The organism is Marinobacter mobilis (assembly GCF_900106945.1).
GTDB classification, from domain to species: Bacteria; Pseudomonadota; Gammaproteobacteria; order Pseudomonadales; family Oleiphilaceae; genus Marinobacter; species Marinobacter mobilis.
This window is the reverse complement of record NZ_FNNE01000001.1, coordinates 364,416-388,713: the sequence shown is the minus strand read 5'-3', so window position 1 is coordinate 388,713 and position 24,298 is coordinate 364,416. Positions and strand designations below refer to the sequence as shown.

Below are 24,298 nucleotides of genomic sequence, written 5' to 3'. Positions count from 1 at the left end.
CCGTACGATCCTCCCATTTGTGCTCACTGCCCTCCTGCTGCTGGCGAACCCGGCCCTGGCAGGGAATGACGTCTCACCCCAGCAAATCCGCGAACTCAAGGAACAGATCGCCGAGATCGATGACTGGCTGAAGGATGCCGAAGAGGAACGCTCTGATCTGGAGCAGACCCTGGTGCAGACCGAACAGCAGATCAGTCGGGCCACCCGGGAGCGGCGCGAACTGCGCCAGCAGATCACCGAACAGCGTACTCGCCTGTCCGAACTCACTAACCAGCAGGCCGAACTCACTGCCACCCTGAATCGTCAGCGCGACAGCCTGCGTCAGCAGATCCGGGCCGCCTGGATGGCCGGAGACACACCGGCCATCAAGGTACTCCTCAACGAAGTGGACCCGGAAAACGTGTCCCGTACCATGACCTACTACGAATACCTGAGTCAGGACACCGTACAGCGCCTGGAGGCCTTCCAGACCAGCCTGAGAGCCCTTCAGGAAACCCGCCAACAGGTCAGTGCCACCCAATTGAGGTTGTCGAAACTGGAACAGGACGTCGCCCAGCGCCAGCAGACGCTTGAGTCCTCAAAGGCCGAGCGCGAACGCACGCTGACAGCCTTGCGCTCGGATATCCGTGGCCGGCAAAACCAGCGGGAGACCCTCGAGGCCGACCGGGTCCGGCTGGAAAAACTGCTGCAGGAAGTAGAAGCCGCCATTGCCAACATCCCGACGCCGAACGAATCACAGCCGTTCCGTTCACTGCGCTCCAAACTGCCCTGGCCCAGCCAGGGCAGCGTAGCCCGTAATTACGGTGAAAGCCTTGCCCAAGGCCGACTCCAGCAAAACGGCATCCTGCTGACCACCAACAACGACGCCGAGGTCAAGGCGGTGCATTATGGCCGGGTGGTGTTCGCAAACTGGTTGCGCGGGTTTGGCTTGCTCACGATCGTCGACCATGGCGATGGCTTTATGAGCCTGTACGGTCACAGCAGCAGTCTGCTGACCTCACCGGGGGACTGGGTTACCGCCGGGCAGACCATCGCCATCGCCGGACAGACCGGGGGAACCGACCGGCCCTCGGTGTATTTCGAGATCCGCCACAACGGCGCCCCACAGAACCCCAACCGCTGGCTGGCACGCCGCTGACCCTCCATTACCCCTGAGGCAGGGGCCGAGCGTCAGGGCTGACAAAGTGGTGCCAGACCGCCATACTGTCGGCAAGCATCGGATTTCCCTGGCGATCCAGGGCTCGACATTCATTCGGAACGCAGCACTCAGAATAACAGGACAGGTGAATGGGAACGGCACGCAGTAAACACCCCGGTAAAGGCTTCCGCACATTGCTCGGCGCAGCCTGTTTGATGACCCTTCCCGGCCTGGCCCTGAGCCAGGATACTTCCAGCGATGAAGAGATTCTGCGCGAGGGTGCCAATACCGGTCCCAAGATGCAACTGCGGTTACCCGACCCGGAACTCCAGCTGCCTCTGGACGATCTGAGAAAGTTCACTGAGGTGTTCAGCCGGATCAAGGAGGCCTACGTTGAGGAAGTCGACGACCGGCAACTTCTGGAAAGCGCCATCAAGGGCATGCTGGCCGATCTTGACCCCCACTCCACCTATCTGGCTCCGCAGGAGTACGAGGAGCTGGAAGAGAGCACCACCGGCGAATTCGGCGGCCTCGGCATTGAGGTGGGCATGGAAGATGGCTTCGTCAAGGTCATTGCCCCTATCGATGACACCCCGGCCCACAAGGCTGGCGTTCAGGCCGGCGATCTGATCATCAAGCTCGGGGACCAGCCGGTAAAAGGACTGTCGCTGGAAGAGGCCGTCACCCTGATGCGCGGCGAACCCGGCACCATCCTGACCCTGACGATCATGCGCCAGAGCGAGAGCGCTCCCATCGAGATCGACGTCGAACGTGACATCATCAAAGTCACCAGCGTTAAATCCCGCCTGCTGGAAAACGGGTACGGCTATGTCCGTATCACCCAGTTCCAGGCCGAGACCGGCAGCGAGTTCAGCGCCGCCATCGAAAACCTGATGGCCGAAAATGATGGCACCCTGGACGGTCTGATCCTTGACGTTCGCAACAACCCAGGCGGCATCCTGCAGGCCTCTGTAGAGGCTGCCGATGCCCTGCTGGATGAAGGCCTCGTGGTCTATACCGAAGGCCGCATCCCGAGTTCACGGCTACGCTTCAGCGCCACCCCGGGTGACATCACCAACGGCACCCCGGTGGTGGTCCTGATTAATGGAGGCTCCGCCTCTGCATCGGAGATTCTCGCCGGTGCCCTGCAGGATCATGGCCGCGCGGTCATCATGGGCACCCAATCGTTTGGCAAAGGCTCGGTTCAGACAGTGATTCCGCTGGATGAAACCCACGCCATCAAGATGACCACTGCCCGATATTTCACTCCGGACGGTCGCTCCATCCAGGCGCGAGGCATCCGCCCTGATATCGAAGTACGACCGGCACAGCTGACCGAGTTCGACGGCCAGCCCTTCTTTACCGAAGCTGACCTGAGTGGCCACCTGGAAAATGGCGACGCCGAGGAATCCCGGGCCGCCGATCGCAGCAGTGCCGACGATCAGCGTTCAGCAATCGATCTGGATTTCCAGCTGCGCTCGGCACTGAATCTGTTGAAAGGACTGACCATCCTCGGCCAGCAACAGCGCGGGGGCGATCAGGAATAATGCGCCACCGTTTACTTCTGGCCGCAGCCCTGCTGGCTCCGATGCTGGGCTGGTGCGACGACAACGTCGACAGCCACCAGGGACTGCCGCCCACGATCGCCATTATTATTGATGACATGGGTCACAATCGCGTAGAAGGGGAACGGCTGATCGCCCTTGACCAGCCCCTGACCCTGGCATTCCTGCCGTATCGGCGTTTTACCCAGTCCCTCGCTGAACAGGCCCACCGGAACAACAAGGAGATCATCCTCCACGCGCCCATGGCCAACACCCACAACTTTGGCTTGGGCCCTGGCGGGCTGACCAGTGACATGGGGCGCAGCGATACCATTCAGACCCTGCGGCGGGCCTTGCAATCCATTCCCCACGTCAGCGGCGTCAACAACCATATGGGCAGTTTGCTGACCCAGCGCATGGAACCGATGGAATGGGTGATGTCGGAACTGCATCAGTATCCGCTGTACTTTGTCGACAGCCGCACCATTGCCAGCTCCATTGCCGCTGACGTTGCCCGGGCCTACCAGATTCCGGCGCTTACCCGAGATGTCTTCCTTGATCACGAGCAGACCGAAGCGTTTGTCGACCAACAGTTCCAGCTCCTGATACGCCTTGCCCGGGAGAATGGCACGGCGATCGCCATTGGCCACCCTCACACCGTAACTGTCGACTATCTGGAGAAACATCTGCCGCAACTCGACGAACAGGGCATCGCCGTTGCCACGGTCAGCGGCATCTGGGCACTAAGAAACAACAATCGGGAGATGTTTGCCGAAGGCGAGAAGCGGGCCATTAACCCCATGCTTGCCCGGACTGCGGAAGAATAGGCAGAAGCTCAGCGCCAGCGAATTCACGACCGCTGAGACTTGGGTTTGTTGAATCCCGAAGGTCCGGGATTCAACAAAGGCCGGACTAGCCCGGCCTCACATCTTCATCCATGAAGATTTCTTCTGGCCTTAGATATTGGCCATGCCACCATCCAGCAGCACACTCTCGCCCAGCATGTAAGCTGAGTCATCACTCGCCATGTACAAAACGGTCTTTGCAACTTCGTCAGCCTGCCCCAAACGTGCAGCGGGCACCTGCTTCAAGAGTTGACCGGCCCACTCGGACACCGCTTCCTCAGACATGCCGAGCTTGCCGTAGATAGGGGTTTCGATCAGGCCCGGGCTGATGCTGTTGACGCGAATGCCGCGGCCTGCAAATTCTGCAGACAGGGTACGGGCCAGGGAACGAACCGCCGCCTTAGTGGCAGCATAGACGCTCATACCGGCAACGCCCTTCTCAATCATGGTGGTCGACGTGATGACGACGCTGGACGGATTGTTGAGAATCGGCAGCACGCTCTGAATGGAATAGATAACGCCTTTAAAGTTCACATCAATCTGATTGTTGATGTTGTCTTCGTTCACGTCGGAGAACGGCATTGGGCAAGCAATACCGGCGTTGGCAAACAGCACGTCGAGCTTGCCAAACCGGTCCTTGATCTCTTGAGCGACCCGCACCATGTCCGCGTGTGAAGAGACGTCGGCCTGAATCGCAACGGCGCGCCCACCGAGGCTCTCAGCCGCGCTTTTCACCCGCTCTCCATTCTGGCCGGTAATCACCACATTGGCCCCTTCGTCCAGGAAGAGCTTGGCGGTTGCGTAGCCAATGCCCGTTGTGCCACCGGTGATCAATGCTGTTTTACCTGCAAGTTTGCTCATTATAAAAATCCTTTTTCGTTCATGCTTCAAGACGGATATAAATTTGATTATCTGTTGTCGACCAGATTACTGTACCGACCGGTACAGAATTTAGAGCGTGCTATACTCCCTGTCAATAAAATTGTGAGAAACCGAGAGCGGACATGTCCCTGGAACGTGGTAGGCCCCGAAGTTTTAACGAAGAAGCGGTACTGGATGCTGCCCTCCAGGTGTTCTGGAGACACGGCTTTCAGAGCGCCTCATTGAGTGAACTGACCAAGGCGACCAAGCTGAACAAACCGAGTCTCTACGGCGCTTTCGGCGACAAGAAATCTCTATACCTGAAAGTCCTGCAGCGATACCTGAACATGCTGGTAGAGAGCCATGGCGCAGAGCTGGACACTGAGAAAGACAGTAAGAAAGCGATAGAGGGCTACCTGCGGTCCATTGCCCGGATGCTCACCAGCCCCGTACTGCCTGGCGGCTGTTTCATCATCACAGGCACTGCGGATATCGGCGGTACCATTGTGCCGAAAGAAATTGAAGAGGCACTCAAAGAGGCTTTAAATGGCAGTGAAGCGATACTGGCCGAGCGTCTGCATGAGGCCCAACGCAAAGGAGACCTGCCTGAGAGCGCCGATCCCGAGCGGCTGGCAAAGCTGTTTTTTACCCTGATTGCCGGTCTGGCGGTGCAGGCGAAAAGTGGCGCCGAAGAAGACAAACTCAACAGCATCATTCAAACGGCCATGACGGCCTGGCCAGGCCGTTGATCCCCACCAACCCAGCCTGAACGGTCTTTCCCCTCCCCCGCGATACCGCAATCACCTGCACGATGACTATAGCCTGATCGAGCTATATGCAGGTCTGTGGGTGCCTGCAACAATGCGTCCCGTTCGTACGACTGACCAATAAAACCTAGTTGTAACAGATGGATAGAACATTGACGTTCAATCCTTAACGAGCAAGGAGAGTATATGAGCTTCAAGAAGACAGCGTTCGCCCTGGCACTCGTCGGTCTGGGTCTGGGGTCCACCGCATCGGCTTCAGCCAACCGTGTTACCGGCGGCGAAACCAACGAGCTTTCGGCTTTCGTTGGCGGCAACCAGTGGGGCACAACCATTCTCGGAGACCAGCTGGCGTTCGGTGACGGCTCCTACAGGGCGTTTTCACGTCTGGACGCCAATGGCACTCCAGTCTCCGTTGGCGTCGTCTTCCCGAAAGACACGCTGGAAGGTTTACCGGGGGGGGATGGCGAACCGCCGCACGATGGGAAAACCTGCTACGACCTGGACGGCAATGACATCATTGACCTGCATGCGGAGTGCGTAGGCGGGCACTCAAAGACACTGCACTTTGGCGACAACGCCACCCCATTCAACAGCATTACGATCAACTGGGAACCCCATGGCCACGTCCCCGACGGCGTGTACAACAAGCCGCATTTTGACTTCCACTTCTACACCATGTCGCAGATTGAGCGACGCCAGATAACCCCAGGCCAATGCTTCGGCCTGATGAACTGCGCTCAGGAACAGGAAGCCATCGTACCGGTACCGGAACAGTTTGTTCATCCTGACTATATCAACACCCAGTTGGCCTTCGCCCACATGGGAAATCACTATGTTGATAGTCTAAGCCCCGAGCTGAATGGCGGTGAATACACCCACACCTTCATCCTGGGCGCGTACAACGGGCTCATCACCTTTTACGAACCAATGATTACGCGGGAATTCCTGCTGTCAGAACCCAACAGCTGCTACCCAATCAAACAGCCTGCGGCGTACCAGGAACCCGGTTACTACCCGCAAACCTACTGCATTCGATACAACCCCTGGCTAGAGCACTACAAAGTATCTCTGGAAGGCTTTCAGTACCAGCAGGCCTGGTAAGTACCCAGGCACCATCGTTCCAGCACACGGTGTTCGCTCCCCCCCACCCTGACCAACACCCTCTCGGGAACTCAGCCGTGGTGGAGCGAGTGCGAATCAACATGCATACACGGAGGTAATATGAGTAATCAATACGATGTCATCGTTGTGGGCGGCAGCGTTTCCGGTGCGCCAACCGCAGCATGGCTGGCGAGAAAAGGCTTCAAGGTCCTGGTTGTTGAGAAAGCGAGCTTTCCCCGCGACGCCAATTCCACCCATTTTATCTGGCCCCGCGGCATGTCCTACCTGAACCGACTTGGGGTGGCCGACAAAATCCTGGAGCAGACACCCCACTTCAAGCAGATGGAAATCAACATTGAGGGGATTCGTCTGCATGGCGGCGTTCCGTCCCAGGCCATTCGTGACCGCTTTATTGCCCTTCACGGCGATGACCATGGCGTTGTTGACTATTACGCGGGCCCCCGCCGTTTTTTTCTTGACGAAGTATTGCTCACAGAAGCCCGAGCCTCCGGTGCAGACGTCAGGGAATCGACCCGGGTGGTGTCACTCATCGAAGAAAATGACGGCGTTGTTGGCATCAAGGCCATCGCGGGCAATGGCGAGGAGTTCGAAGCCCGTGCGCGAGTGGTGATTGGTGCAGACGGCCGGATGTCGCAGTTTGCCAATCACGTGAAAGCGCAGAAAACCGAGGTAAGGGAAAAGTCCACGTTCGCTTACTACGGGTATTTTTCTGGCATCGACAAGCCAGAGCTTTGCATTCACAAACGCGGTCGTTTCGGTACAGCGATTTTCCCAACGATGCAGGACCGGCACCTGGTTCTGGTGTATGGGCCAACAGAGTGGTGGGGCGACTTCAGCAAAGACCCGGAGGCCGGCTTTTTCAGGACCTATGAGTTTGTCGCCCCTGATGTCGCCAAACTGTTGAAGCAGGCTACGCGGGTAGAGCCGTTCAAGGCCATGGGCCGTATGGTCGCGTTCCACCGAGAAAACTGGGGCAAAGGCTGGGCTCTGGTCGGCGATGCCTGCAGCTTCAAAGACCAGTGGACCGCGATGGGGATTACCCATGCCCTGCGGGACGCCGAACTGCTGTCGGCACACCTGGAAAAGTACCTGAACGGCGAGAAAGACTGGGCGTCCGTCATGTCGGAGTACAGCGACATTCGTCTTGCAGACTACGAGGACTACTGGAACCTGGTTTGTGACGGTGCAGAGATGCAGCCCTACACCCGTGAAGAGCTGGAATTCTTCCACAGCATCGAAGGCGATCAGGAGAAGGTTGACCAGTTCATCGGCCAGGTCGGCGACACGATCAGCCTCAAGCACCAGATCCAGCCAGAAAGTCAGGACAATCGCGAACTGCCTGATTTCATCAAGCAGTTTGACAGCCTGGCGCTCGATTACCATCGGAACGCTTTCGCAGATTAAACCGCAGACACGCCCCCCGCGTAACACGTTTTGTCGCGGGGGGCCCAGTCTTTGACAGGAGGTTGTATGCCAGTTGTTGCAGGATGCAGTACATCAAACATAGACGCACCGTCCGGTATCATTCGCCGGAAAGCACCCGGAACCTGCGGGGAATTGGTTCAGGGCGCACTGGATGGGCAGGATTTTCTGGTCAATTGCCCGATCGACCTATATTCCTACGCAACCGTAAAGTCACACCCGGAGCCTGGACTGCACATCGCCAGCCCCGGTAAATTTTCAAAGATCCGCGACACCCTGCTTCTGGCGTCGGAACATCACAGTCTTACGCTCGCTCACCAGCTCAACATCTTCAGCGACATTCCCAGGGGCAAAGGCATGGCCTCCAGCTCGGCGGACATCACCGCCGCGTTGATGGCGGTGACTGACCATTGTGGTGTCGCCATGGACCTGGAGGGTTTCTCAACCATCGTCACGGAAATCGAACCGTCTGATTGCGTGAACTTTCCCGGCATCGCACATCTGAATCATCTGACCGGCAATCTGTTTGAATCGATGCCTGCCCCCAGAGGACTCAAAGTACTGATCGTCGACTGCGGCGGCAGTGTCGATACCATCACCTTCAACCGGGTCCAGGCGCGCAAGGTCTACAAGGCTCACGATTCCTATTTGAGGGATACCGTGTTCACCCTGAAGAAAGGGCTGCATTCCGGGGATCTGGAAGCCGTAGCTTTTGCCGCGACCTGTAGCGCCAAACTGAACCAGAAAATCATGTTCAAGCCACAGTTCGACAAGCTGTTGGAGCTGGCCTTGTCCAGCGGCGCTCTTGGCGTGAACTGCGCCCACAGCGGCACTGTCCTGGGGGTGCTCTACCGGGAAGATGACCAGCTCGACGCCTACCTGAGAACCAGCATATCGAACCAGTTTGACGACGCTCTGGAGATCGTCGGCACATTCAACGTGATCGGAGGTGGTGCTCATGAGTTCGAATAAACACCTGAACATTTTCCAGACGCCGTTTCATAATCCATCGATTTTCCAGATTCGCGACAAAACCCGGTTCGACGGGCAGCTTGTGGACTTTTGCGTGCCGGCAAACTCCTATTTTCCGCCGACAGAGATGGAAGCCCTGATCAACCGGAACATGCATGACATTCTCAAGTACTACCCGGACTATGCGCCGGTGTATCAGGACTGTATTGCCGACCTGTGTGATGCCCCGGCGGAAAATATCGTTGTGGCCAATGGCATCACCGAGATCATCACCATTCTCTGCCGCGAAAGCCGTGGTCCGATTCTGACGTCAGTGCCGACCTTTGGACGCTGGACCGACATTCCACCGGACTTCGACATTCCGGTGTTCTACCTGCAGCGTAAGAAAGAAAATGCCTTCCGGCTCAGCGCAGACGAGGTTATTAGGCGCGCCCGGGAAGTCTCGGCCTCCACGGTGGTCATCAGCAATCCCAATAATCCCACCGGCGCCTGGTTTACCGGCGAGGAAATCCGGGCCATTGCCGAAGCCCTGACCGATGTCGACCACATCCTGATCGATGAATCCTTTATTGAATTTTCCGACCTCGAAAGCGCCGAATCCCTGGCCATGAATTCCGACAACGTCATCGTCGTCAAAAGCATGGGCAAATCCCTGGGCTGGCATGGCATTCGCCTGGGGTATGCGGTTGCCAACACCCTGCAGACAGAGGCGCTGAGGCGTAAAGTGCCCTACTGGAACATCAACGGCCTGGCCGGCTTCGTGCTGAAAAACATGTGGCGATTCAAGGACGAGTACCGGGCAAGCTTTCTGAAGGTCGCCGAGGACCGGGACTATATGTTTGAGCAGCTCCAGAAAGTGCCCGGACTGATAACCTATCCGTCCAAGTGCAACTTCCTGTTCAGCGAACTGCCCAAGGGAGTATCGGGCAAACGCGTTCGCGACCTGCTGCTTGACCATTACGGCCTGGTGGTCCGTGAATGCAGTAACAAGGTGGGATCCACGGAGTACTACCTGCGCAATGTCGTTCGCCGGAAGGAACAAACCGACGCACTGGTGTCCGCACTCACCGACGTATTGACGGCCCTGGACAGGGAGCCTCAGGTACCTGAGGCAGAGGGAGTCGCGGGCTGATAGCTGACTCCCGAGAAAATCCGGATGCCGGGCCTCAACGGCCGCGGCATCCGGTCAGACCTCAATCAGCCCCTGATGCATGGCGATGGCAATAGCATGGCTGCGATTGGAAGCATTCAGCTTTTCGATGGTTCGGCTAACATGGATCTTGACCGTCCAGGGGCTGATGCCAAGTATCATGCCGATTTCCGAATTTGACTTGCCAATGCAGATCCATTCCAGAATTTCCGCCTCCCGCTTGGTCAACAGACTCTGGCCTGGTGCACTGTCAAAGTCGCCAATCTTGGCCAGCGCAAAGTAGAGGTGGGGGGTCACCAACCTCAGCCTGTCCTCAACTTCCTCCGGAAATGCATCCACACCGCCAAACAGAAACAGGCAGGCCTGCTTCCTGTTGAGTTCGGTGACGCCATGCACCGCCAGGTTCCTGATTTTGTGACGCGCCAGGGCGGGCGATGACGAGTGGGAAGAGCTTTCATCGTTCAGCCCGATGTAGAGCGGGCGCTCCTCTCGCACCCACTGCCGGATTTCCGGGCAGGCCTGTGAGGTATTCGGGCCAAGATAGCCAGTTGGAAAGTTGATGTTCAGGGATTGCTTCAGAATAAGGTTCGATAGACAAACGGTACCAAACGCGAACATCGCATGGGGGATCAAACGCTGTAACTGGCCGTAAATCGTACTCCGGAAATCCGGAAGACTGGATACCGTATGGCAGGCCTTAACGAAATCCGATAACGAATGCGAGTCGTTACTTTCCATGTAGCTTCCTCAATCATTAAGACGCCAGCTCCGGTTGGATCCTGAACAGCAAGCCGATGAAGCAAGCGTTCATTCAGGAGTGCAAGAAAGGTCACAACGGTTGATCCCCGTAGCGCTCTCGGCTTGCCTGTACGGAACTGGGGGTTGTCTGGAGGATGTCTTATAGCGGCACTGGGCCGCTATTCAGGCTTAGCAATCCGTGCTAAATGCAACCTGAGAGAAGTCAGCGACAATTATGTACTGACCGGTAAATAATATTGAAGCCACTTGGCGGACGTCAAGCGTGTACAGTGAATTGATTCCTAATATTACCAAGATGCAACCATTCTTATGCCGCAGGGCGTCACGTCTCCGCATGTTTCGCCCTGTTTTCAGTCCAAAAAGACCGCCTATCTCCGGAACGTCGCGCCAGGGCCTCAACGAGCCCCCCAGCACTGGTTGCCGGCACAGGAAGTGGAAAATCGAGGGGAGTTACGACAACGGCGCCGCAACCAGGCAATAGAAAAGCCAGAGAGCTGGCCGGAACGATACCCCGGCATGAATCAGATACTTGAGCGGATACCACAACAAAACGTACCCGCTCAGCCCAAGCTCAGTATGGGTCAGAGGCGAACTTCGATGCCCTGGGCCCGCATAGCTTCCTTGGCTTCAGGAATGGTGTGCTGGCCGAAGTGGAAGATCGAGGCCGCCAATACGGCATCGGCACCGCCCTGGGTGACGCCATCGGCCAGGTGCTGCAGTTCACCAACGCCACCTGAGGCGATCACTGGCACCGACACGGCATCGCTGACGGCCCGGGTCAGCCCCAGGTCAAACCCCACCTTGGTGCCATCCCGGTCCATGGAGGTCAGCAGGAGCTCACCGGCCCCCAGCTCTGTCATCTTCTTCGCCCACGCCACTGCATCGAGGCCGGTCGGTTTACGACCGCCGTGGGTGAAGATTTCCCAGCGTTCCGGCTCACCTTCGGCACTGACCTTCTTGGCGTCGATGGCAACCACAATGCACTGGCTGCCAAAACGCTCCGCCGCCTCACGGACAAACTCCGGGTTGAACACCGCGGCAGTATTGATAGAGACCTTGTCAGCACCGGCATTAAGCAGCTTACGGATATCCTCAACCGTACGTACGCCACCGCCGACGGTCAGCGGAATAAACACTTCCGCAGCCATGCGCTCAACGGTTTCGTAGGTGGTGTCACGGCTCTCGTGGCTGGCCGTGATATCGAGGAAGGTAATCTCGTCGGCGCCCTGCTCGTTGTACTTTCGGGCCACCTCAACCGGATCTCCGGCATCGCGGATATCGACGAAATTAACGCCCTTTACGACCCGCCCCTTGTCGACGTCGAGGCAGGGAATAATGCGTTTGGCGAGAGACATGACAGCGCGCTCCGATGATTGAGTTGGGCCGGTTTACAGGCTGTCGCAGTAAGCCTGAGCCTCTGCCACATCCAGTGTACCTTCATAGATGGCACGCCCTGTGATGGCGCCGAGAATACCCTTGTCAGCGACCGTTGCCAGGCGTTTGAGATCATCCATGTTGGTAACACCACCAGATGCAATCACCGGAATGCCGCCAGCCTCCGCCAGGGCAGCCGTTGCTTCCACGTTTACGCCCTGCATCATGCCGTCACGGGCGATGTCGGTGTAAACGATGGAATCGACACCATCGCTGGCAAAGCGCTTGGCCAGGTCGGTTGCCATGACTTCAGACACTTCGGCCCAGCCATCGGTGGCCACACGGCCGTCTTTCGCATCCAGGCCCACGATGATGTGGCCCGGGAAACGTTTGCACATCTCGGTTACAAATTCCGGCTCTTTCACCGCCTTGGTGCCGATGATGACCCACTGTACGCCCGCTTGCAGATAGGCTTCGATGGTTTCTGCAGAGCGGATACCCCCGCCAATCTGGATTGGCAGGTCAGGGAAACGCCTGGCGATGGCCTGCACGATTTCACCGTTAACCGGCTCGCCGGCAAAGGCGCCATTCAAATCCACCAGGTGCAGACGACGGGCACCGGCCTCGACCCAACGGGCGGCCATATCAACGGGATCGTCGGAAAACACCGTCGAGTCGTCCATGCGCCCCTGACGCAGGCGTACACATTTACCGTCTTTGAGGTCGATGGCGGGGATAATCAGCATGTATGGGAATCCGTATCAGTCTGTCAGTTAAGCGTCGGAAGCGGCTCAGGCGCCGTTCCAGGCAACAAAGTTTTTCAGCAATTGCAGGCCGGCATTGTGGCTCTTTTCCGGGTGAAACTGGGCCGCAAAAATATTGCCCCGCGCCACGGCCGCAGCCAGGTCGACACCATAATGGGTCCGGCCTGCCAGATCAGGATTGCGGCCCGCTTCGCCAGCGCCGCGGCACTCGGCCTCTACATAGTAACTGTGCACAAAGTAGAAGCGTTCACCGTCGGGGATGTTATGCCATACCGGGTGGTCAACGGTCTGGTAGACCTCATTCCAGCCCATGTGCGGCACTTTCAGCCGTTCCTCACCGCGATCGCTCTTCTCCGTCAGGTTATCGCCAAAGTAGCGAACCTCGGCCGGGAACAGGTCGATGCAATCGACACCGCCGTTCTCCTCACTGCGGGACATCAACGCCTGCATGCCCACGCAGATACCGAGCAACGGCCGGTCCGCGGAAACTTCCCGGACCAATTCATCGACACCCAGCCGGCGAATCTCTGCCATGCAATCGCGAATGGCGCCAACCCCTGGCAGGATGACATGATCGGCCTCCCGAACCTGGGCGGCATCACTGGTCACCACAACCCGGGCATCGGAAGCGACATGCTCAACGGCCTTGCTCACGGAATGCAGGTTGCCCATGCCGTAATCAATAATGGCAACGGTTTTCATCTGAATAGGGGGCTCCGGCCTTACAGTGAACCTTTGGTCGACGGGGTAATGCCCGCCATGCGCTCGTCCATCTCAATGGCCATGCGCAGCGCGCGGCCAAAGGCCTTGAACACGGTTTCAATCTGGTGGTGGGTATTCTTGCCACGCAGGTTATCGATATGCAGAGACACCATGGAATGGTTCACAAAGCCGTGGAAAAATTCCTCGAACAGATCGACGTCAAAACCGCCAACGGAGCCACGCGTGTAAGGCACATCCATGATCAGGCCGGGGCGGCCGGAGAGGTCAATGACCACACGTGACAGAGCTTCGTCCAGCGGCACATAAGCGTGCCCATAACGACGGATACCCTTCTTGTCGCCCACCGCCTGAATAAAGGCCTGCCCCAGAGTAATGCCGATGTCTTCCACCGTGTGGTGGTCGTCAATGTGCAGGTCACCCTTGGAAACGATATTGAGATCCACCAGCCCGTGACGGGCGATCTGATCCATCATGTGCTCCAGGAACGGAACACCGGTATCAAAGGTGGCTTTGCCGGTACCATCGAGATTGATCTCAACAGTAATCTGGGTTTCAAGGGTATTTCGTTCTACCCGCGCCTTGCGTTCGGCCATGGGGACTCCAGTGCGGTCAATCGGCGTAATGCCTGTAAACAATAGAATGCGGATTATACCTGTAATGCAGGCCGCCGTCCCACCACGACGTCAATCTCTTCCATCGCAACAGGCAATCCATCGAATTTCTCGGGACGCAAAACGCAGAAAGCCAGCGGATACGTCGCCGACACCGGGAAGCGCATCCCGGGCGATGATCGTAGCCACTGGCAATTCCAGTGTGTCCGGAGGGCGGCGCAGCCTTGACCAGACAAGATCAGAAGACGATCAGAAGGCCTTCTTCAGGTTGGCAACGTAGGTATCCACCAAGGCGTTGAACTCGTGCTTGACCACCGGGCTGATGGCGAGCTTGAGCAGCTTCGGAAGCGGCAAGGTCAACTCTGCCTTGGTACGGAATTTGGCGTTGGTGGCGTTATCGCCATTGGCGGTCAGCTCCCAGGAACCGCTGACCAACCCATTGCCCTCACCCTTCACCGGTGTCCAGGTAATCGTTCCGGCATCGCGGTCAGGGACATAGTTACAGGCATACACGGTCTGGATGGCGTGCTTGTCGATACCGAGCTTTTCCATTTCCCAACGGAAGGAATTGCCGCCCAGATCCACCAATTGATCCACCTTGGGGAAATGGCTGACTGAACGGGGCACATCCGCCAGCAGATCGAACACATCGTTGTACGCGCCGGGAATCTCGAAATCCCGACTCAATTCAAGGGCTACAGTAATGGCCACAAGCCACTCCTTTTCATTGTCACGTTGTTTTTAGGCCTCGATCAACGCGATACAGGCAGTTTTCTCTGAACGAATCCGGTAATCGCGAGTCCGTATTCTGTCTTATTGGTCATGCGTTGTCATATAGATCTTGGTGCAGCTACGCTATCCTTGCAGTTACGTTTTACAGTGACTTGCCCAATTCGTCTTGGCCAAATTTCGGAAGGATGCAGATACCATGAAAGCTGTTCGATACCTGGTTATCGCCATGGTTGCGGTCATCGTACTCACCGCAGTCGCCATTGCTATCGCTGTCGCGGTGATCGACCCCAACAATTACAAACCGCAAATTGAAAAAGCCGTTGAAGATGCCACCAACCTGGACATTTTGCTTGAGGGGGACATCGACTGGTCTTTCATCCCTCTGGGCCTCGAACTGAATAATGTGAAAGCCATGCTTGACGATGAACGCTTCGTCAAGCTGGACCAACTGGTGGCGCAGGTCAGCGTTCTGTCGCTGATTCGCATGTCACCACAGGTCAACACCTTTGTGCTCGACGGACTCGATGCCCGTCTGGTGATGGATAAAGACGGTAACGGCAACTGGACCCGGATCATGCCCGAGGGTGAAAGCACGCCTGTAGCTGATTCCGGTGCCCAGCCTGCCGAACCGGCGCCACAGGAAACAGAGCCAACCGGGGACAGCGCCAGCACGCCGCTGAACTTTAATGTCGAAAACATCCAGATCAGCAACGCTCAGGTTCACTTTGACGACCTGGCCACTGGTCAGTCGGTTGTGCTGGAAGGCGTGACCCTGAATGCCAGTGGCATCACCCTCGGCCAGACATTTCCTTTTGAGCTGGCCTTCCGCGTTGCGACCAGTCAGCCCCAGTTTGCGGTGGACGGTTCCTTGCGTGCCGGCGTGATGGTCAACGAGGCCCTTAACCAGTTCGCGGTAAGTGACATCAACGGGCGCTTTGACATGAGCGGCGAGCCGTTTGGCGGCAAAAGCGTGCTGGCCCAGATTTCCGGGTCTGCCACCGCTGATACGGAGAACGAAAGCGCAAGCCTGGAAGACCTCACGGTCAATCTGGCTGACCTGACCCTGACCACCAATCTCAACGTCAACGGTTTTGGCGACGCCCCGCAACTCAGCGGCAACCTGCGTGTCGATGCCTTCTCGCTGAAAAAGCTGCTGGCCGCCCTGGGCCAGGCTCCGATCGAGACCAGTGACCCTGAGGTACTGCAAACCATAGCCTTCGCTACTGCCATCAGCGGGCCGGCCGGCAAGGTAGCCCTGGACAACGTCAACATCCAGCTGGATGACACCACCTTCACCGGTAACGGCAGCTACACCCTAGCCAACGGCGCCGTTGCGCTTAAGCTGCAGGGCACATCGTTGAATGCGGACCGGTACCTGCCCCCTGCCGAGGAAGGCACCACTGCCAGCAACGGCGATGCCGAGCCGGCAGCAGCGACAGCCCAGTCCCAGCAGCCACAGCCGGAATCGGACCTGTTGCCACTGGACACCCTGCGCACCCTGGCCCTGAACATCCAGCTCGGGCTGAGCGAACTGATTGCCAGCAACCTGACCATCAGCGATCTAAATACCGTGATTACCGCCAACAATGGCCTGCTCAAGCTCGACGACCTCAGCGGCAAGATGTACCAGGGCCAGTTTGACGCCCAGGCCACGCTGGATGCCCGCAGCAACACGCCGAAGTGGACGATCAGCTCCGACGTTGCCAACATCCAGACCCAGCCCCTGCTGATGGATCTGGCCGAAGTCGACATGCTGACTGGCGGTGCCAATCTGGACCTCAACCTCACCACTTCCGGCAACCGGATCTCCGCCCTGCGTGACAACGCCAATGGCGCAATCAACTTTAATCTCGCCGAGGGCTCCTTTACCCGCATGAACCTGACCCGCATGGCCTGTCAGGGAATCGCCCTTGCCAACCAGGAAAGCCTTGGCGCAACAGGCTGGGAAACGACCACCCCGTTCGACGACATGCGTGGTTCCCTCAAGATTGACGGCAACACGCTCACCAATACCGACCTGACCGCGGCCCTGGCAGGCATGAAGCTGGAAGGCGATGGCACCGTCGACCTGGCCCAGAGCGCACTCGACTACGAAGCTGGCCTTCGTATCGTTGGCGAAATCCACCGCGATCCCGCCTGCCGTGTCACCGACTATGTCCAGAATGTGGTCATCCCGCTGGAATGCCGTGGCAGCTTTGCCGACGACCCCGCCGGACTGTGCTCCTTTGACGGATCACGTTTCCGCGACACCCTCAAGGAAATTGCCGCTAACGCTGCCCGCGCCAAGGCTCAGGAAGAAATCGACCGGGCCACGGAACGTGCCGAGAGCCGGGTAACCGAGGAACTGGAACGACACATGGACAGCGAAAGTGCCGGCCAGGTCCGCGATGCCCTGAAAGGCCTGTTCGGCCAATGAGCAATAGTTTCGCCCAGCGCCTGCTGAACTGGTACGACCGCCATGGCCGCAAAGCGCTGCCATGGCACCACGACCGCAACGCCTATCGGGTCTGGGTCTCTGAAATCATGCTTCAGCAGACTCAGGTGGCCACCGTCATCCCCTACTACGAAGCGTTCATGGCGCGCTTTCCCTCGGTAGAGGCGCTGGCCGCCGCGCCCGTCGATGACGTACTGAGCCACTGGTCGGGCCTGGGCTACTACGCCCGCGCCCGCAACCTGCAAAAGGCAGCACAGCAGGTCGTTGAACACTTTGATGGCCGCTTCCCGGCCGACCAGGCCCAGCTCGAATCCCTCCCCGGCATCGGTCGCTCCACAGCCGCCGCCATTCTGGCCCAGGCCTTCCAGCAACGAGCCACCATCCTGGACGGTAACGTCAAACGGGTGCTGGCCCGCCACCACGCTGTTGACGGCTGGCCCGGCCAGACCCGGGTACTGAACCGGCTCTGGGAACATGCCGAAGAGCACACACCGGACGTACGGGTACGGGACTACACCCAGGCCATCATGGATCTCGGCGCCATGGTCTGTACACGCAGCCGGCCGGACTGTAACTCATGCCCGCTCAGCAACACGTGTACGGCCCATGCCACTGGCGAAGCGGCCCGCTATCCCGCCAGCAAACCCAAGAAAGAAAAGCCGGAAAAATCCACCTGGATGGTGATTCTGGAAGACCCGGAAGGCCGCGTACTGCTCGAAAAAAGACCGCCAAGCGGCATCTGGGGAGGCCTGTGGAGCCTGCCGGAGCTCGACCCGGCACTGGAAGCCGAAGAGTTGGCCGAAGCCTGTGAACAAAGCCTGGGGCTACCCTGTCTCGACGTAACCCTGCACAACGGTTTTCGCCATACCTTCAGCCATTACCACCTGAACATCCGTCCGGCCCGTCTTAGCACCTGCCACCCGGCGGCCATCGCAGATCATGACGATCGCCGCTGGTTGTACCGGGACGAAGCGCTGGCGCTCGGTCTGCCCGCACCGATCCGAACCTTGCTTGCCGGCCCGGAGCAAACGGCCCTGATCTGATCTGGAGTGGCGGGATCTGCTATCATCCACGCCAGATCAACAACCGGCAGCATCTACACAGGAGCCGACATGAGCCGCACCGTCCATTGCCGCAAATACAACGAAGAACTCGAAGGCCTCGACTTTCCGCCCATGCCCGGCCAGAAAGGTCAGGACCTGTTCGAAACTGTCTCCAAGAAGGCCTGGCAGGAATGGCAGGCGCAGCAGACCATGCTGATCAACGAAAAGCACCTGAGCCTGATGGACCCGAACACCCGCAAATACCTGCAGGCCCAGATGGAAAACTTCCTCGACAACCAGCCCTTCGACAAGGCTGAAGGCTACGTACCACCGGAGAAATAGCCCGGTTCTGGTCAAGCTTTGTGCAGGTAAAAAGCTGTTTCATATTTTTTTCATCCACAGCCTTGACTCACTACCGCTAAACCGGTTTAATAGCGCCCCGTTGCAGAGCACTACCGCAACATGCCCGGATAGCTCAGTTGGTAGAGCAGGGGATTGAAAATCCCCGTGTCCGTGGTTCGATTCCGCGTCCGGGCACCATTCGAATTCCGTAAAAAAGCCGCTCTTTGAGCGGCTTTTTTCGTTTCTGGTGTTACCTAGCAAAAAGCCGAGCCCAAAAAAGCCCCACTCAATGGCAGGGCTTTCTGACAACAGCGTCGGGCCCTAAGGGACCTTTCAGCTGTTTCGTTACGCCGCTTTTTTCAGCTTTTTCTTCAGGCTCTTAAGCTTGCCTTCGTGCTTGGCAATTTTCGCCTTGCGGGCCTTGATTTCCTTTTTCAGGCCGTCCACTTTTTTGGAAACTTTCTTAGCCATTCTCTCAACTCCTTGATCGATTATTGAGCGATTGTTTCTAGCGCATCTTCAGTCGTTTTTATTATCCCGAATGAAGCCTCGGATAAATTTCCGGATTTCTCTGGCCGCGCTGGTGTCCAGCTCTTCGCATAACGCCATGAACTCATCACGCTCGGCGCTGCCAATGCGGATAAGAAGCTGAGCATCTTTCTTGCCCGCCTTCTTCTTGCCCGGCTTGACGGGTTTGTCCCCAGCAACTTTGTTCGCCATGAAAACTCCAGATCTCTAACGACAAAGAAAGTATATACACTGTATATACAAATTAGAAATAAAGAGTGGCGTTCAGGACTGCGCCCATCCAGGCCAGCGCGAACACTTAGAGCATTCGCTTGATGGACGCGAACTCGCCTTTCACGATCAATGTCACTTCTATATCAGCCGGGGTCCGGTTACGCCAAAACCAACCATGATAGCCATCAAAAGCGGCTTCCAGCTGGCCCTGGTCGCCGGGAACAAATAGGCCCTTGCTGTATCCATGATAGAAGTCTCTCGGCGCATTGTAGGGGTCGCCATGGGTATCAAAGTTGATTTTGCCGCCATCGGTCAACCATTCGTACTCAATGATCGCACCTTCAGCCATCTCGACCTTGATTTCCGCCCCCTGGTTGGGAGCCAGGGTCAGTGACATGGTTTCAGTCTTGACCGCGGGCTCTGCAGGCGCCGCGGCAGCCGGCACAACCTGAGCAGCACTCAAGCCGGCAAGGGCGGCCTCAATACGCTCCAGGCGCTCGAGAATTTCCTGATTGCCAGACCCGCCCGAGACAGACTCGATCGGCTCATCCACGGCTTCTGCCGCAAGCTGGGCTTTGACCTCTCCCATGTTCTGCAACCCGAGGGCGCGCCCGATGCCAGTCGGGTCAATGGCATATTCGGCGGGCAGAACCATGGTGACAAGTATGGCCAGCGCAACAACGATGGCGGCAACAGTGGACCGTAAAAGCTGAGCTGAACTCGGCATGGCATCCTGTGACGCTTTTGTCTGGTTGTACATAAAAACGATCTCCGAATCAGGCAACAAAGTAACCGGTCAGCTGCATCCCCATAAGGACAAAACCGGCCCCCATGACGACCACGTTGGTTAGATAGGCATAGCGCAGAAACGACGGTGTTTTACGCCAGAACCCCATGACGACGAGAATGGCGGCAAGTGCCAGGATCTGACCGACTTCAACACCAATGTTGAACGCAATGAGGTTTGGTAACAGCCCCTCTTGCGAGAGGTCGAATTCCTGCAGCTTCGTCGCCAGGCCAAAGCCATGGAACAGGCCGAAGATCAGGGTGGCCGCGCGGGTGTCCGGCTGACATCCGAACCAGCGCTGGAAGGCGCCCAGATTATCGAGCGCCTTATAGACCACCGACAACCCGATGATGGCATCAACCAGATAGGCGCTGACAGTGATATCGAAAAACACGCCAGTGATCAGCGTCACCGAATGACCGAGCGCAAACAGCGTGACATAGAGGGTGACGTCGCGCAGGCGATAGAGGAAGAAAATCACCCCCAGCAGAAACAGCAGGTGATCGTAACCGGTAACCATGTGTTTGGCGCCGAGGTAGATAAACGGAACAATCAGGGTGCCGGTGTTTTCCTGGATATAGCCCTTATCGCCTGTAGCGACACCGTGGGCAAACGCATCCATTGAAAACATCAGCAAAACAGCACCGACGGACAGAAACACAGCCAGCGATTTCACAACCGCAGCGTGGCCTCCAATCCTCAACGAATTAGCCATTAGCATTCCTTAAACCTTGGAGCGTTGCGTTTCCCAGGCTGTCAGAACGCAGGCCTGGGAAGGTTTGTGGGCCAGACCATAACCTGAAACCGTCGTCCACGGACATCCGGCGAAGGTTTCAAATGGCGCTCCACATGACCTACTTTAGTGCCCAGGCCCCCTCAAGCTGACTATCAGCAGGGGAACATCACCCGGCAAGGCTCTGTCAGCATGGTGATAAAATTCTGAATGGCGTCAAAGCACTCGGAGCGGTACAGGGTTTCTCCTCCAGAGAGCTGAAGCTCGTACTCCGAGACATTGAAAAAGCCATGCCGGCTCCAGTGGCCGTGGGCCAGTACGTCCAGGCAATCCCGGGACATCACGGTATAAACGGAATTCTTCCCGATCTGGTCGGTACGTTCGGCAAGCATTAGGGACTCCAGCACACACAAAAACAACCGAGTGGCGAGAGCCACCCGTTCTGGCAAACACTCTTCCTGAGGGTATGGCAGCGAACGCCAACGCAAGGCTGCCGGAGAGACGTGAATTCAATTTCACGGAGCCGTATTAGACCGGGCTATTATGACAATCCTGTGAACCCGAATATCCATTTACATTCAATCCCTTAGTCCCACGACGTTATCAACCATCGCCTTAACTGTTCACTATTGTTTACAATGGCGCCCTCTTCCTGCCCACCAGGCATACCTATACTCTGATCATGCGAATGTTGTTGCCCGCTTTACTTGTCCTGACCGTGCTCTGCAGCGCCACCAGCCATGCCGACACCGTGAGGCTTACATCTCTTGAGTGGCCGCCCTATTCCGGTGCCACGCTCGCCGGCCAGGGGTCCTCAATAGCCGTGGCCCGGGCAGCGTTCCAGTCCATGGGGCATGCCTTGGACGTGACCTTTTTCCCCTGGTCCCGCACCATCATCACAGCCCGGACAAGCGACGTGTTTGTTGGCTACCTGCCGGAGTACGATCTGGAATCGGATCAGTTTCTGCTATCACCTGCCATCGGCTCGAGCACGGTGGGTTTTGCCGAACGTAGAAACAACCCCGTCCACTGGGAATCTCTTGACGACCTGTCCCATCTGACGATCGGCGTCGTCCAGGATTACACCAATACCCCGGAGCTCGATGCCAGAATCAGAACGGGCGACATCTCGGTATCGCTGGCCATCACCGACAGCCAAAATCTGCTGAAGCTAGCGGCGGGAAGGGTCGACCTGGTGGTGATCGATCCTTATGTGCTGGATTACCTGAGAGCCAACGATCCTATGGTGATGGCGGTCAGCGACCAACTGCAGTGGAACGCCAAACCTCTGGGCACCCAGACCCTCCACGTGGCCTTCACAAATACCTCGAAGGGACGGGCCTGGCTGGCCATTTTCAAGGAGGGGCTGGAGCGAATCGACATCGATGGCATCGTAGCGGACTATGTTTCCAGCCTGCCCAAGCCATCCGGCCAACCGAGCCGGTGACCAAGCTCATAACACCGATGGACCTGGCCCTGGAACTTCGCAGCTATTCGGATACTGAGCCGCCTGGCGGCATGACGACACCGGCCGGGCCTTCGGTCAGCGAATTTCCAGCATTGGAAGCCAGCGCTTGTCGGCATCAAACTCGCTGATGTCGTACTCACCGTAGGGTGGCACGGTCTGATCATCCGGTGGCGATGCCAGCATATTCAGGTCGACCGCCCTCGCCTGCCCGCGGATAACATCACCATCCACTTCCATGGCGTAGTAGATGCCGTTCCACAAGTTGGCGCCAAAGGTCTGCGGTTCCTTGAACATGAACAACAGGTCGTGTTCAAGCCAGCGCAGGTCATCAGCCGTCACGGAATGAGGGTTATTGTAGGGATAGGGGATAAAGCACCAGACATCCGGTCCTTCCAGGCATTTCATTTCTTTCATGGACAGGAAGAAGTCCTTGAACACCGACAGATCCATATCAAGGGTGTAAGTCATGCCCCCATTACCGCCCGTGCTGAACTCGACGGTCCCCACCTCATGGGGCTCACCGGACGTCTCCAGAAGATAGATTGTCCGTTCACCCTGCGGCAGTTCTGCGGCCATCGCCGGGGCGAGCCCGCCGAGGCCAGCGATTACGCCCACCCCGACCAGGGTCCTGATTGCCCGATTTGCCATCGTGTTGCCCCCGCTGATCCTGAAATTACTTTCAGTCTAGGAGCCAGACGGGAACACCCCCAATACTACTTGAGTACTGAAATCAACGATCCAGCAGCTCAATCCAGTGACTGACCGGTACCGGCGACTTGCTGCCGATGTGCATCTGGCAGCCAATGTTGGCGGTGGCGATCATAGCTGGGTTATCAATGGTCAGGGCCTTTATCTTGTTATCCAGCAGACGCTGGCTCAGCTCCGGCTGGGTGATGGAGTAGGTTCCGGCAGAACCACAGCACAGGTGCTTGTCTTTGGTTTCGGCCAGCTCAACCCCCGCCTTGCGCAGCACCTGCTCCACGGTGCCGCTCTGCTTCATGGCGTGCTGCAGGGTACAGGGGCAGTGGAATGCCACCTTACCCGCCTGCCGGCTCACTTTGAGGGGTTCCAGGTCCTGTTTCAACAGGAAGGCGCCCAGGTCCACCGTCAGTTCACTGACCCGCTGGGCCCGCACCGCGTAAACCGGATCGTCCTTCAGCAGATGACCGTAGTCCTGCACCATGGCACCGCACCCTGAGGCGGTCATAATGATGGCTTCCGCACCCGCTTCCACTGCAGGCCACCAGGCATCGATGTTACGACGCATGGCATCCAGGCCATCGTCGTGATTGGCCAGATGGTAATTGACCGCTCCACAGCAACCCGCTTCCGGTGCCTCGACCATGGTAATTCCCAGGCGATCCAGCACTCGTGCCGCCGAGGCATTGGTATTGGGTGTGGCCGACGGCTGCACACAGCCCGCCAATGCCAGCACCACGCGTTGATGACTGGCCGCCGGCCAGGGGTTGGGGTGTTGCCGCGGTGGCACCTTGGCTTTCAAGGGCTTCGGTAACAGCGGCTGGAACAGCTGACCAAGACGCAACAGGAAACCGAACAGACTGCGGTTGGGCAGCACTTTGGCCAGCGCCATACGCAGGTAACGCTCTTTGGCCGGACGCGGCATTTCCTGCTCCATCAGGCCGCGGCTGATATCCACCAGCCGTCCGTACTGAACGCCTGACGGGCAGGTGGTCTCGCAGCTGCGGCACGTCAGGCAGCGGTCCAGATGCTGGCGGGTTTTCTCGGTGACCTCCCCGCCTTCAAGAAACTGCTTCATCAGGTAGATGCGACCACGCGGGCCATCACGCTCATCATTGAGTTCCTGATAGGTGGGGCATGTGGCGGTACAAAAGCCACAATGAACACACGCCCGCAGGATAGACTCCGCTTCCTGACCCTCGGCCGTGTTGGCGAACTGGGAAACTAGGTTGGTTTTCATGCTAACCCTATTGGCAAAATTCGACTG

Annotated in this window: 26 protein-coding genes and 1 tRNA gene; 13 read left to right on the top strand and 14 right to left on the bottom strand. The window is 57.6% G+C overall.

The window, feature by feature from the left end; translation table 11 throughout:
• Window positions 1-7 precede the first annotated feature (7 nt).
• The 3 genes from BLV11_RS01755 to BLV11_RS01745 all read left to right on the top strand — a co-directional run bounded on the left by BLV11_RS01755 (window position 8) and on the right by BLV11_RS01745 (window position 3,509).
• Entirely contained in the window at window positions 8-1,138 is a 1,131-nt protein-coding gene (locus BLV11_RS01755) for a murein hydrolase activator EnvC family protein (protein ID WP_091811370.1), read from the top strand.
• A 149-nt stretch (window positions 1,139-1,287) separates the two neighbouring features.
• A complete protein-coding gene (locus tag BLV11_RS01750; RefSeq protein WP_091811213.1) occupies window positions 1,288-2,685 on the top strand; it encodes a S41 family peptidase in 1,398 nt (465 codons plus the stop codon).
• A 41-nt stretch (window positions 2,686-2,726) separates the two neighbouring features.
• On the top strand, window positions 2,727-3,509 hold the full coding sequence (locus tag BLV11_RS01745) for a divergent polysaccharide deacetylase family protein (protein WP_245725888.1): 783 nt from the start codon (window positions 2,727-2,729) through the stop codon (window positions 3,507-3,509).
• A gap of 129 nt (window positions 3,510-3,638) precedes the next feature.
• Here the strand turns inward: BLV11_RS01745 and BLV11_RS01740 are convergent, their stop codons facing one another.
• On the bottom strand, window positions 3,639-4,388 hold the full coding sequence (locus tag BLV11_RS01740) for an SDR family oxidoreductase (RefSeq protein WP_091811211.1): 750 nt from the start codon (window positions 4,386-4,388) through the stop codon (window positions 3,639-3,641).
• A gap of 143 nt (window positions 4,389-4,531) precedes the next feature.
• Between BLV11_RS01740 and BLV11_RS01735 the strand changes: the two genes are divergently transcribed.
• The 5 genes from BLV11_RS01735 to BLV11_RS01715 all read left to right on the top strand — a co-directional run bounded on the left by BLV11_RS01735 (window position 4,532) and on the right by BLV11_RS01715 (window position 9,803).
• The gene (locus BLV11_RS01735; RefSeq protein WP_091811210.1) at window positions 4,532-5,137 is read left to right on the top strand and encodes a TetR/AcrR family transcriptional regulator; all 606 of its coding nucleotides are present in this window, start codon (window positions 4,532-4,534) and stop codon (window positions 5,135-5,137) included.
• Window positions 5,138-5,341: 204 nt separating this feature from the next.
• On the top strand, window positions 5,342-6,256 hold the full coding sequence (locus BLV11_RS01730; RefSeq protein WP_091811209.1) for a DUF5602 domain-containing protein: 915 nt from the start codon (window positions 5,342-5,344) through the stop codon (window positions 6,254-6,256).
• A gap of 120 nt (window positions 6,257-6,376) precedes the next feature.
• Complete coding sequence (locus tag BLV11_RS01725; protein WP_091811208.1) at window positions 6,377-7,681, top strand: FAD-dependent oxidoreductase; 1,305 nt, start codon at window positions 6,377-6,379, stop codon at window positions 7,679-7,681.
• 66 nt (window positions 7,682-7,747) lie between these two features.
• Complete coding sequence (locus BLV11_RS01720) at window positions 7,748-8,671, top strand: GHMP family kinase ATP-binding protein (RefSeq protein WP_091811207.1); 924 nt, start codon at window positions 7,748-7,750, stop codon at window positions 8,669-8,671.
• Window positions 8,658-9,803: a pyridoxal phosphate-dependent aminotransferase gene (locus BLV11_RS01715; RefSeq protein ID WP_091811206.1), complete on the top strand. Its 1,146-nt coding sequence runs from the start codon at window positions 8,658-8,660 to the stop codon at window positions 9,801-9,803. Before BLV11_RS01720 ends, BLV11_RS01715 begins: the two co-directional genes overlap by 14 nt.
• 54 nt (window positions 9,804-9,857) lie before the next feature.
• On the opposite strand, the gene BLV11_RS01710 is transcribed toward BLV11_RS01715, so the two are convergent.
• The 6 genes from BLV11_RS01710 to BLV11_RS01685 all read right to left on the bottom strand — a co-directional run bounded on the left by BLV11_RS01710 (window position 9,858) and on the right by BLV11_RS01685 (window position 14,763).
• Entirely contained in the window at window positions 9,858-10,559 is a 702-nt protein-coding gene (locus tag BLV11_RS01710) for a helix-turn-helix domain-containing protein (protein WP_091811205.1), read from the bottom strand.
• A 602-nt stretch (window positions 10,560-11,161) separates the two neighbouring features.
• The gene (gene hisF / locus BLV11_RS01705; protein ID WP_091811204.1) at window positions 11,162-11,935 is read right to left on the bottom strand and encodes an imidazole glycerol phosphate synthase subunit HisF; all 774 of its coding nucleotides are present in this window, start codon (window positions 11,933-11,935) and stop codon (window positions 11,162-11,164) included.
• 33 nt (window positions 11,936-11,968) lie between these two features.
• Window positions 11,969-12,700: a 1-(5-phosphoribosyl)-5-[(5-phosphoribosylamino)methylideneamino]imidazole-4-carboxamide isomerase gene (hisA, locus tag BLV11_RS01700; RefSeq protein ID WP_091811203.1), complete on the bottom strand. Its 732-nt coding sequence runs from the start codon at window positions 12,698-12,700 to the stop codon at window positions 11,969-11,971.
• 45 nt (window positions 12,701-12,745) lie between these two features.
• Window positions 12,746-13,420, bottom strand: a complete 675-nt coding sequence (hisH, locus tag BLV11_RS01695; RefSeq protein WP_091811202.1) for an imidazole glycerol phosphate synthase subunit HisH — start codon at window positions 13,418-13,420, stop codon at window positions 12,746-12,748.
• Between the two features lie 20 nt (window positions 13,421-13,440).
• Window positions 13,441-14,034, bottom strand: coding sequence for an imidazoleglycerol-phosphate dehydratase HisB (hisB, locus tag BLV11_RS01690; RefSeq protein ID WP_091811201.1), 594 nt, complete (start codon window positions 14,032-14,034; stop codon window positions 13,441-13,443).
• Window positions 14,035-14,301: 267 nt separating this feature from the next.
• Window positions 14,302-14,763 carry an SRPBCC family protein gene (locus BLV11_RS01685; RefSeq protein WP_091811200.1) on the bottom strand — a complete coding sequence of 154 codons (462 nt, stop codon included), beginning with the start codon at window positions 14,761-14,763 and terminating at the stop codon, window positions 14,302-14,304.
• Window positions 14,764-14,980: 217 nt separating this feature from the next.
• Between BLV11_RS01685 and BLV11_RS01680 the strand changes: the two genes are divergently transcribed.
• The 4 genes from BLV11_RS01680 to BLV11_RS01665 all read left to right on the top strand — a co-directional run bounded on the left by BLV11_RS01680 (window position 14,981) and on the right by BLV11_RS01665 (window position 18,801).
• Window positions 14,981-17,200 (top strand): AsmA family protein, encoded by a 2,220-nt coding sequence (locus BLV11_RS01680; protein WP_091811199.1) that lies wholly within the window; start codon window positions 14,981-14,983, stop codon window positions 17,198-17,200.
• A complete protein-coding gene (gene mutY, locus BLV11_RS01675; RefSeq protein WP_091811198.1) occupies window positions 17,197-18,261 on the top strand; it encodes an A/G-specific adenine glycosylase in 1,065 nt (354 codons plus the stop codon). The genes BLV11_RS01680 and mutY overlap by 4 nt, the downstream gene beginning before the upstream one ends.
• Window positions 18,262-18,330: 69 nt before the next feature.
• A complete protein-coding gene (locus BLV11_RS01670) occupies window positions 18,331-18,603 on the top strand; it encodes an oxidative damage protection protein (protein WP_091811197.1) in 273 nt (90 codons plus the stop codon).
• 122 nt (window positions 18,604-18,725) lie between these two features.
• Window positions 18,726-18,801 (top strand) — tRNA-Phe (locus BLV11_RS01665).
• Window positions 18,802-18,948: 147 nt separating this feature from the next.
• Here BLV11_RS01665 and BLV11_RS18590 read toward each other — a convergent pair.
• From BLV11_RS18590 to BLV11_RS01645, 5 genes are all read right to left on the bottom strand, one after another.
• Complete coding sequence (locus BLV11_RS18590; protein WP_281242729.1) at window positions 18,949-19,074, bottom strand: hypothetical protein; 126 nt, start codon at window positions 19,072-19,074, stop codon at window positions 18,949-18,951.
• Window positions 19,075-19,122: 48 nt separating this feature from the next.
• Complete coding sequence (locus BLV11_RS01660; RefSeq protein WP_091811196.1) at window positions 19,123-19,323, bottom strand: hypothetical protein; 201 nt, start codon at window positions 19,321-19,323, stop codon at window positions 19,123-19,125.
• Window positions 19,324-19,429: 106 nt separating this feature from the next.
• Complete coding sequence (locus BLV11_RS01655; RefSeq protein WP_091811195.1) at window positions 19,430-20,104, bottom strand: transmembrane anchor protein; 675 nt, start codon at window positions 20,102-20,104, stop codon at window positions 19,430-19,432.
• A 16-nt stretch (window positions 20,105-20,120) separates the two neighbouring features.
• Window positions 20,121-20,846, bottom strand: a complete 726-nt coding sequence (locus BLV11_RS01650; protein WP_091811194.1) for a HupE/UreJ family protein — start codon at window positions 20,844-20,846, stop codon at window positions 20,121-20,123.
• A 173-nt stretch (window positions 20,847-21,019) separates the two neighbouring features.
• The gene (locus tag BLV11_RS01645; protein WP_091811193.1) at window positions 21,020-21,256 is read right to left on the bottom strand and encodes a hypothetical protein; all 237 of its coding nucleotides are present in this window, start codon (window positions 21,254-21,256) and stop codon (window positions 21,020-21,022) included.
• 296 nt (window positions 21,257-21,552) lie between these two features.
• Here BLV11_RS01645 and BLV11_RS01640 point away from each other — a divergent pair, with 296 nt between their 5' ends.
• Window positions 21,553-22,311: a substrate-binding periplasmic protein gene (locus BLV11_RS01640; protein ID WP_217634509.1), complete on the top strand. Its 759-nt coding sequence runs from the start codon at window positions 21,553-21,555 to the stop codon at window positions 22,309-22,311.
• 96 nt (window positions 22,312-22,407) lie between these two features.
• On the opposite strand, the gene BLV11_RS01635 is transcribed toward BLV11_RS01640, so the two are convergent.
• Both BLV11_RS01635 and glcF read right to left on the bottom strand, forming a co-directional pair.
• Entirely contained in the window at window positions 22,408-22,980 is a 573-nt protein-coding gene (locus BLV11_RS01635; protein WP_217634508.1) for a hypothetical protein, read from the bottom strand.
• 82 nt (window positions 22,981-23,062) lie between these two features.
• Window positions 23,063-24,271 (bottom strand): glycolate oxidase subunit GlcF, encoded by a 1,209-nt coding sequence (gene glcF / locus BLV11_RS01630; protein WP_091811192.1) that lies wholly within the window; start codon window positions 24,269-24,271, stop codon window positions 23,063-23,065.
• Between the last annotated feature and the right edge of the window lie 27 nt (window positions 24,272-24,298).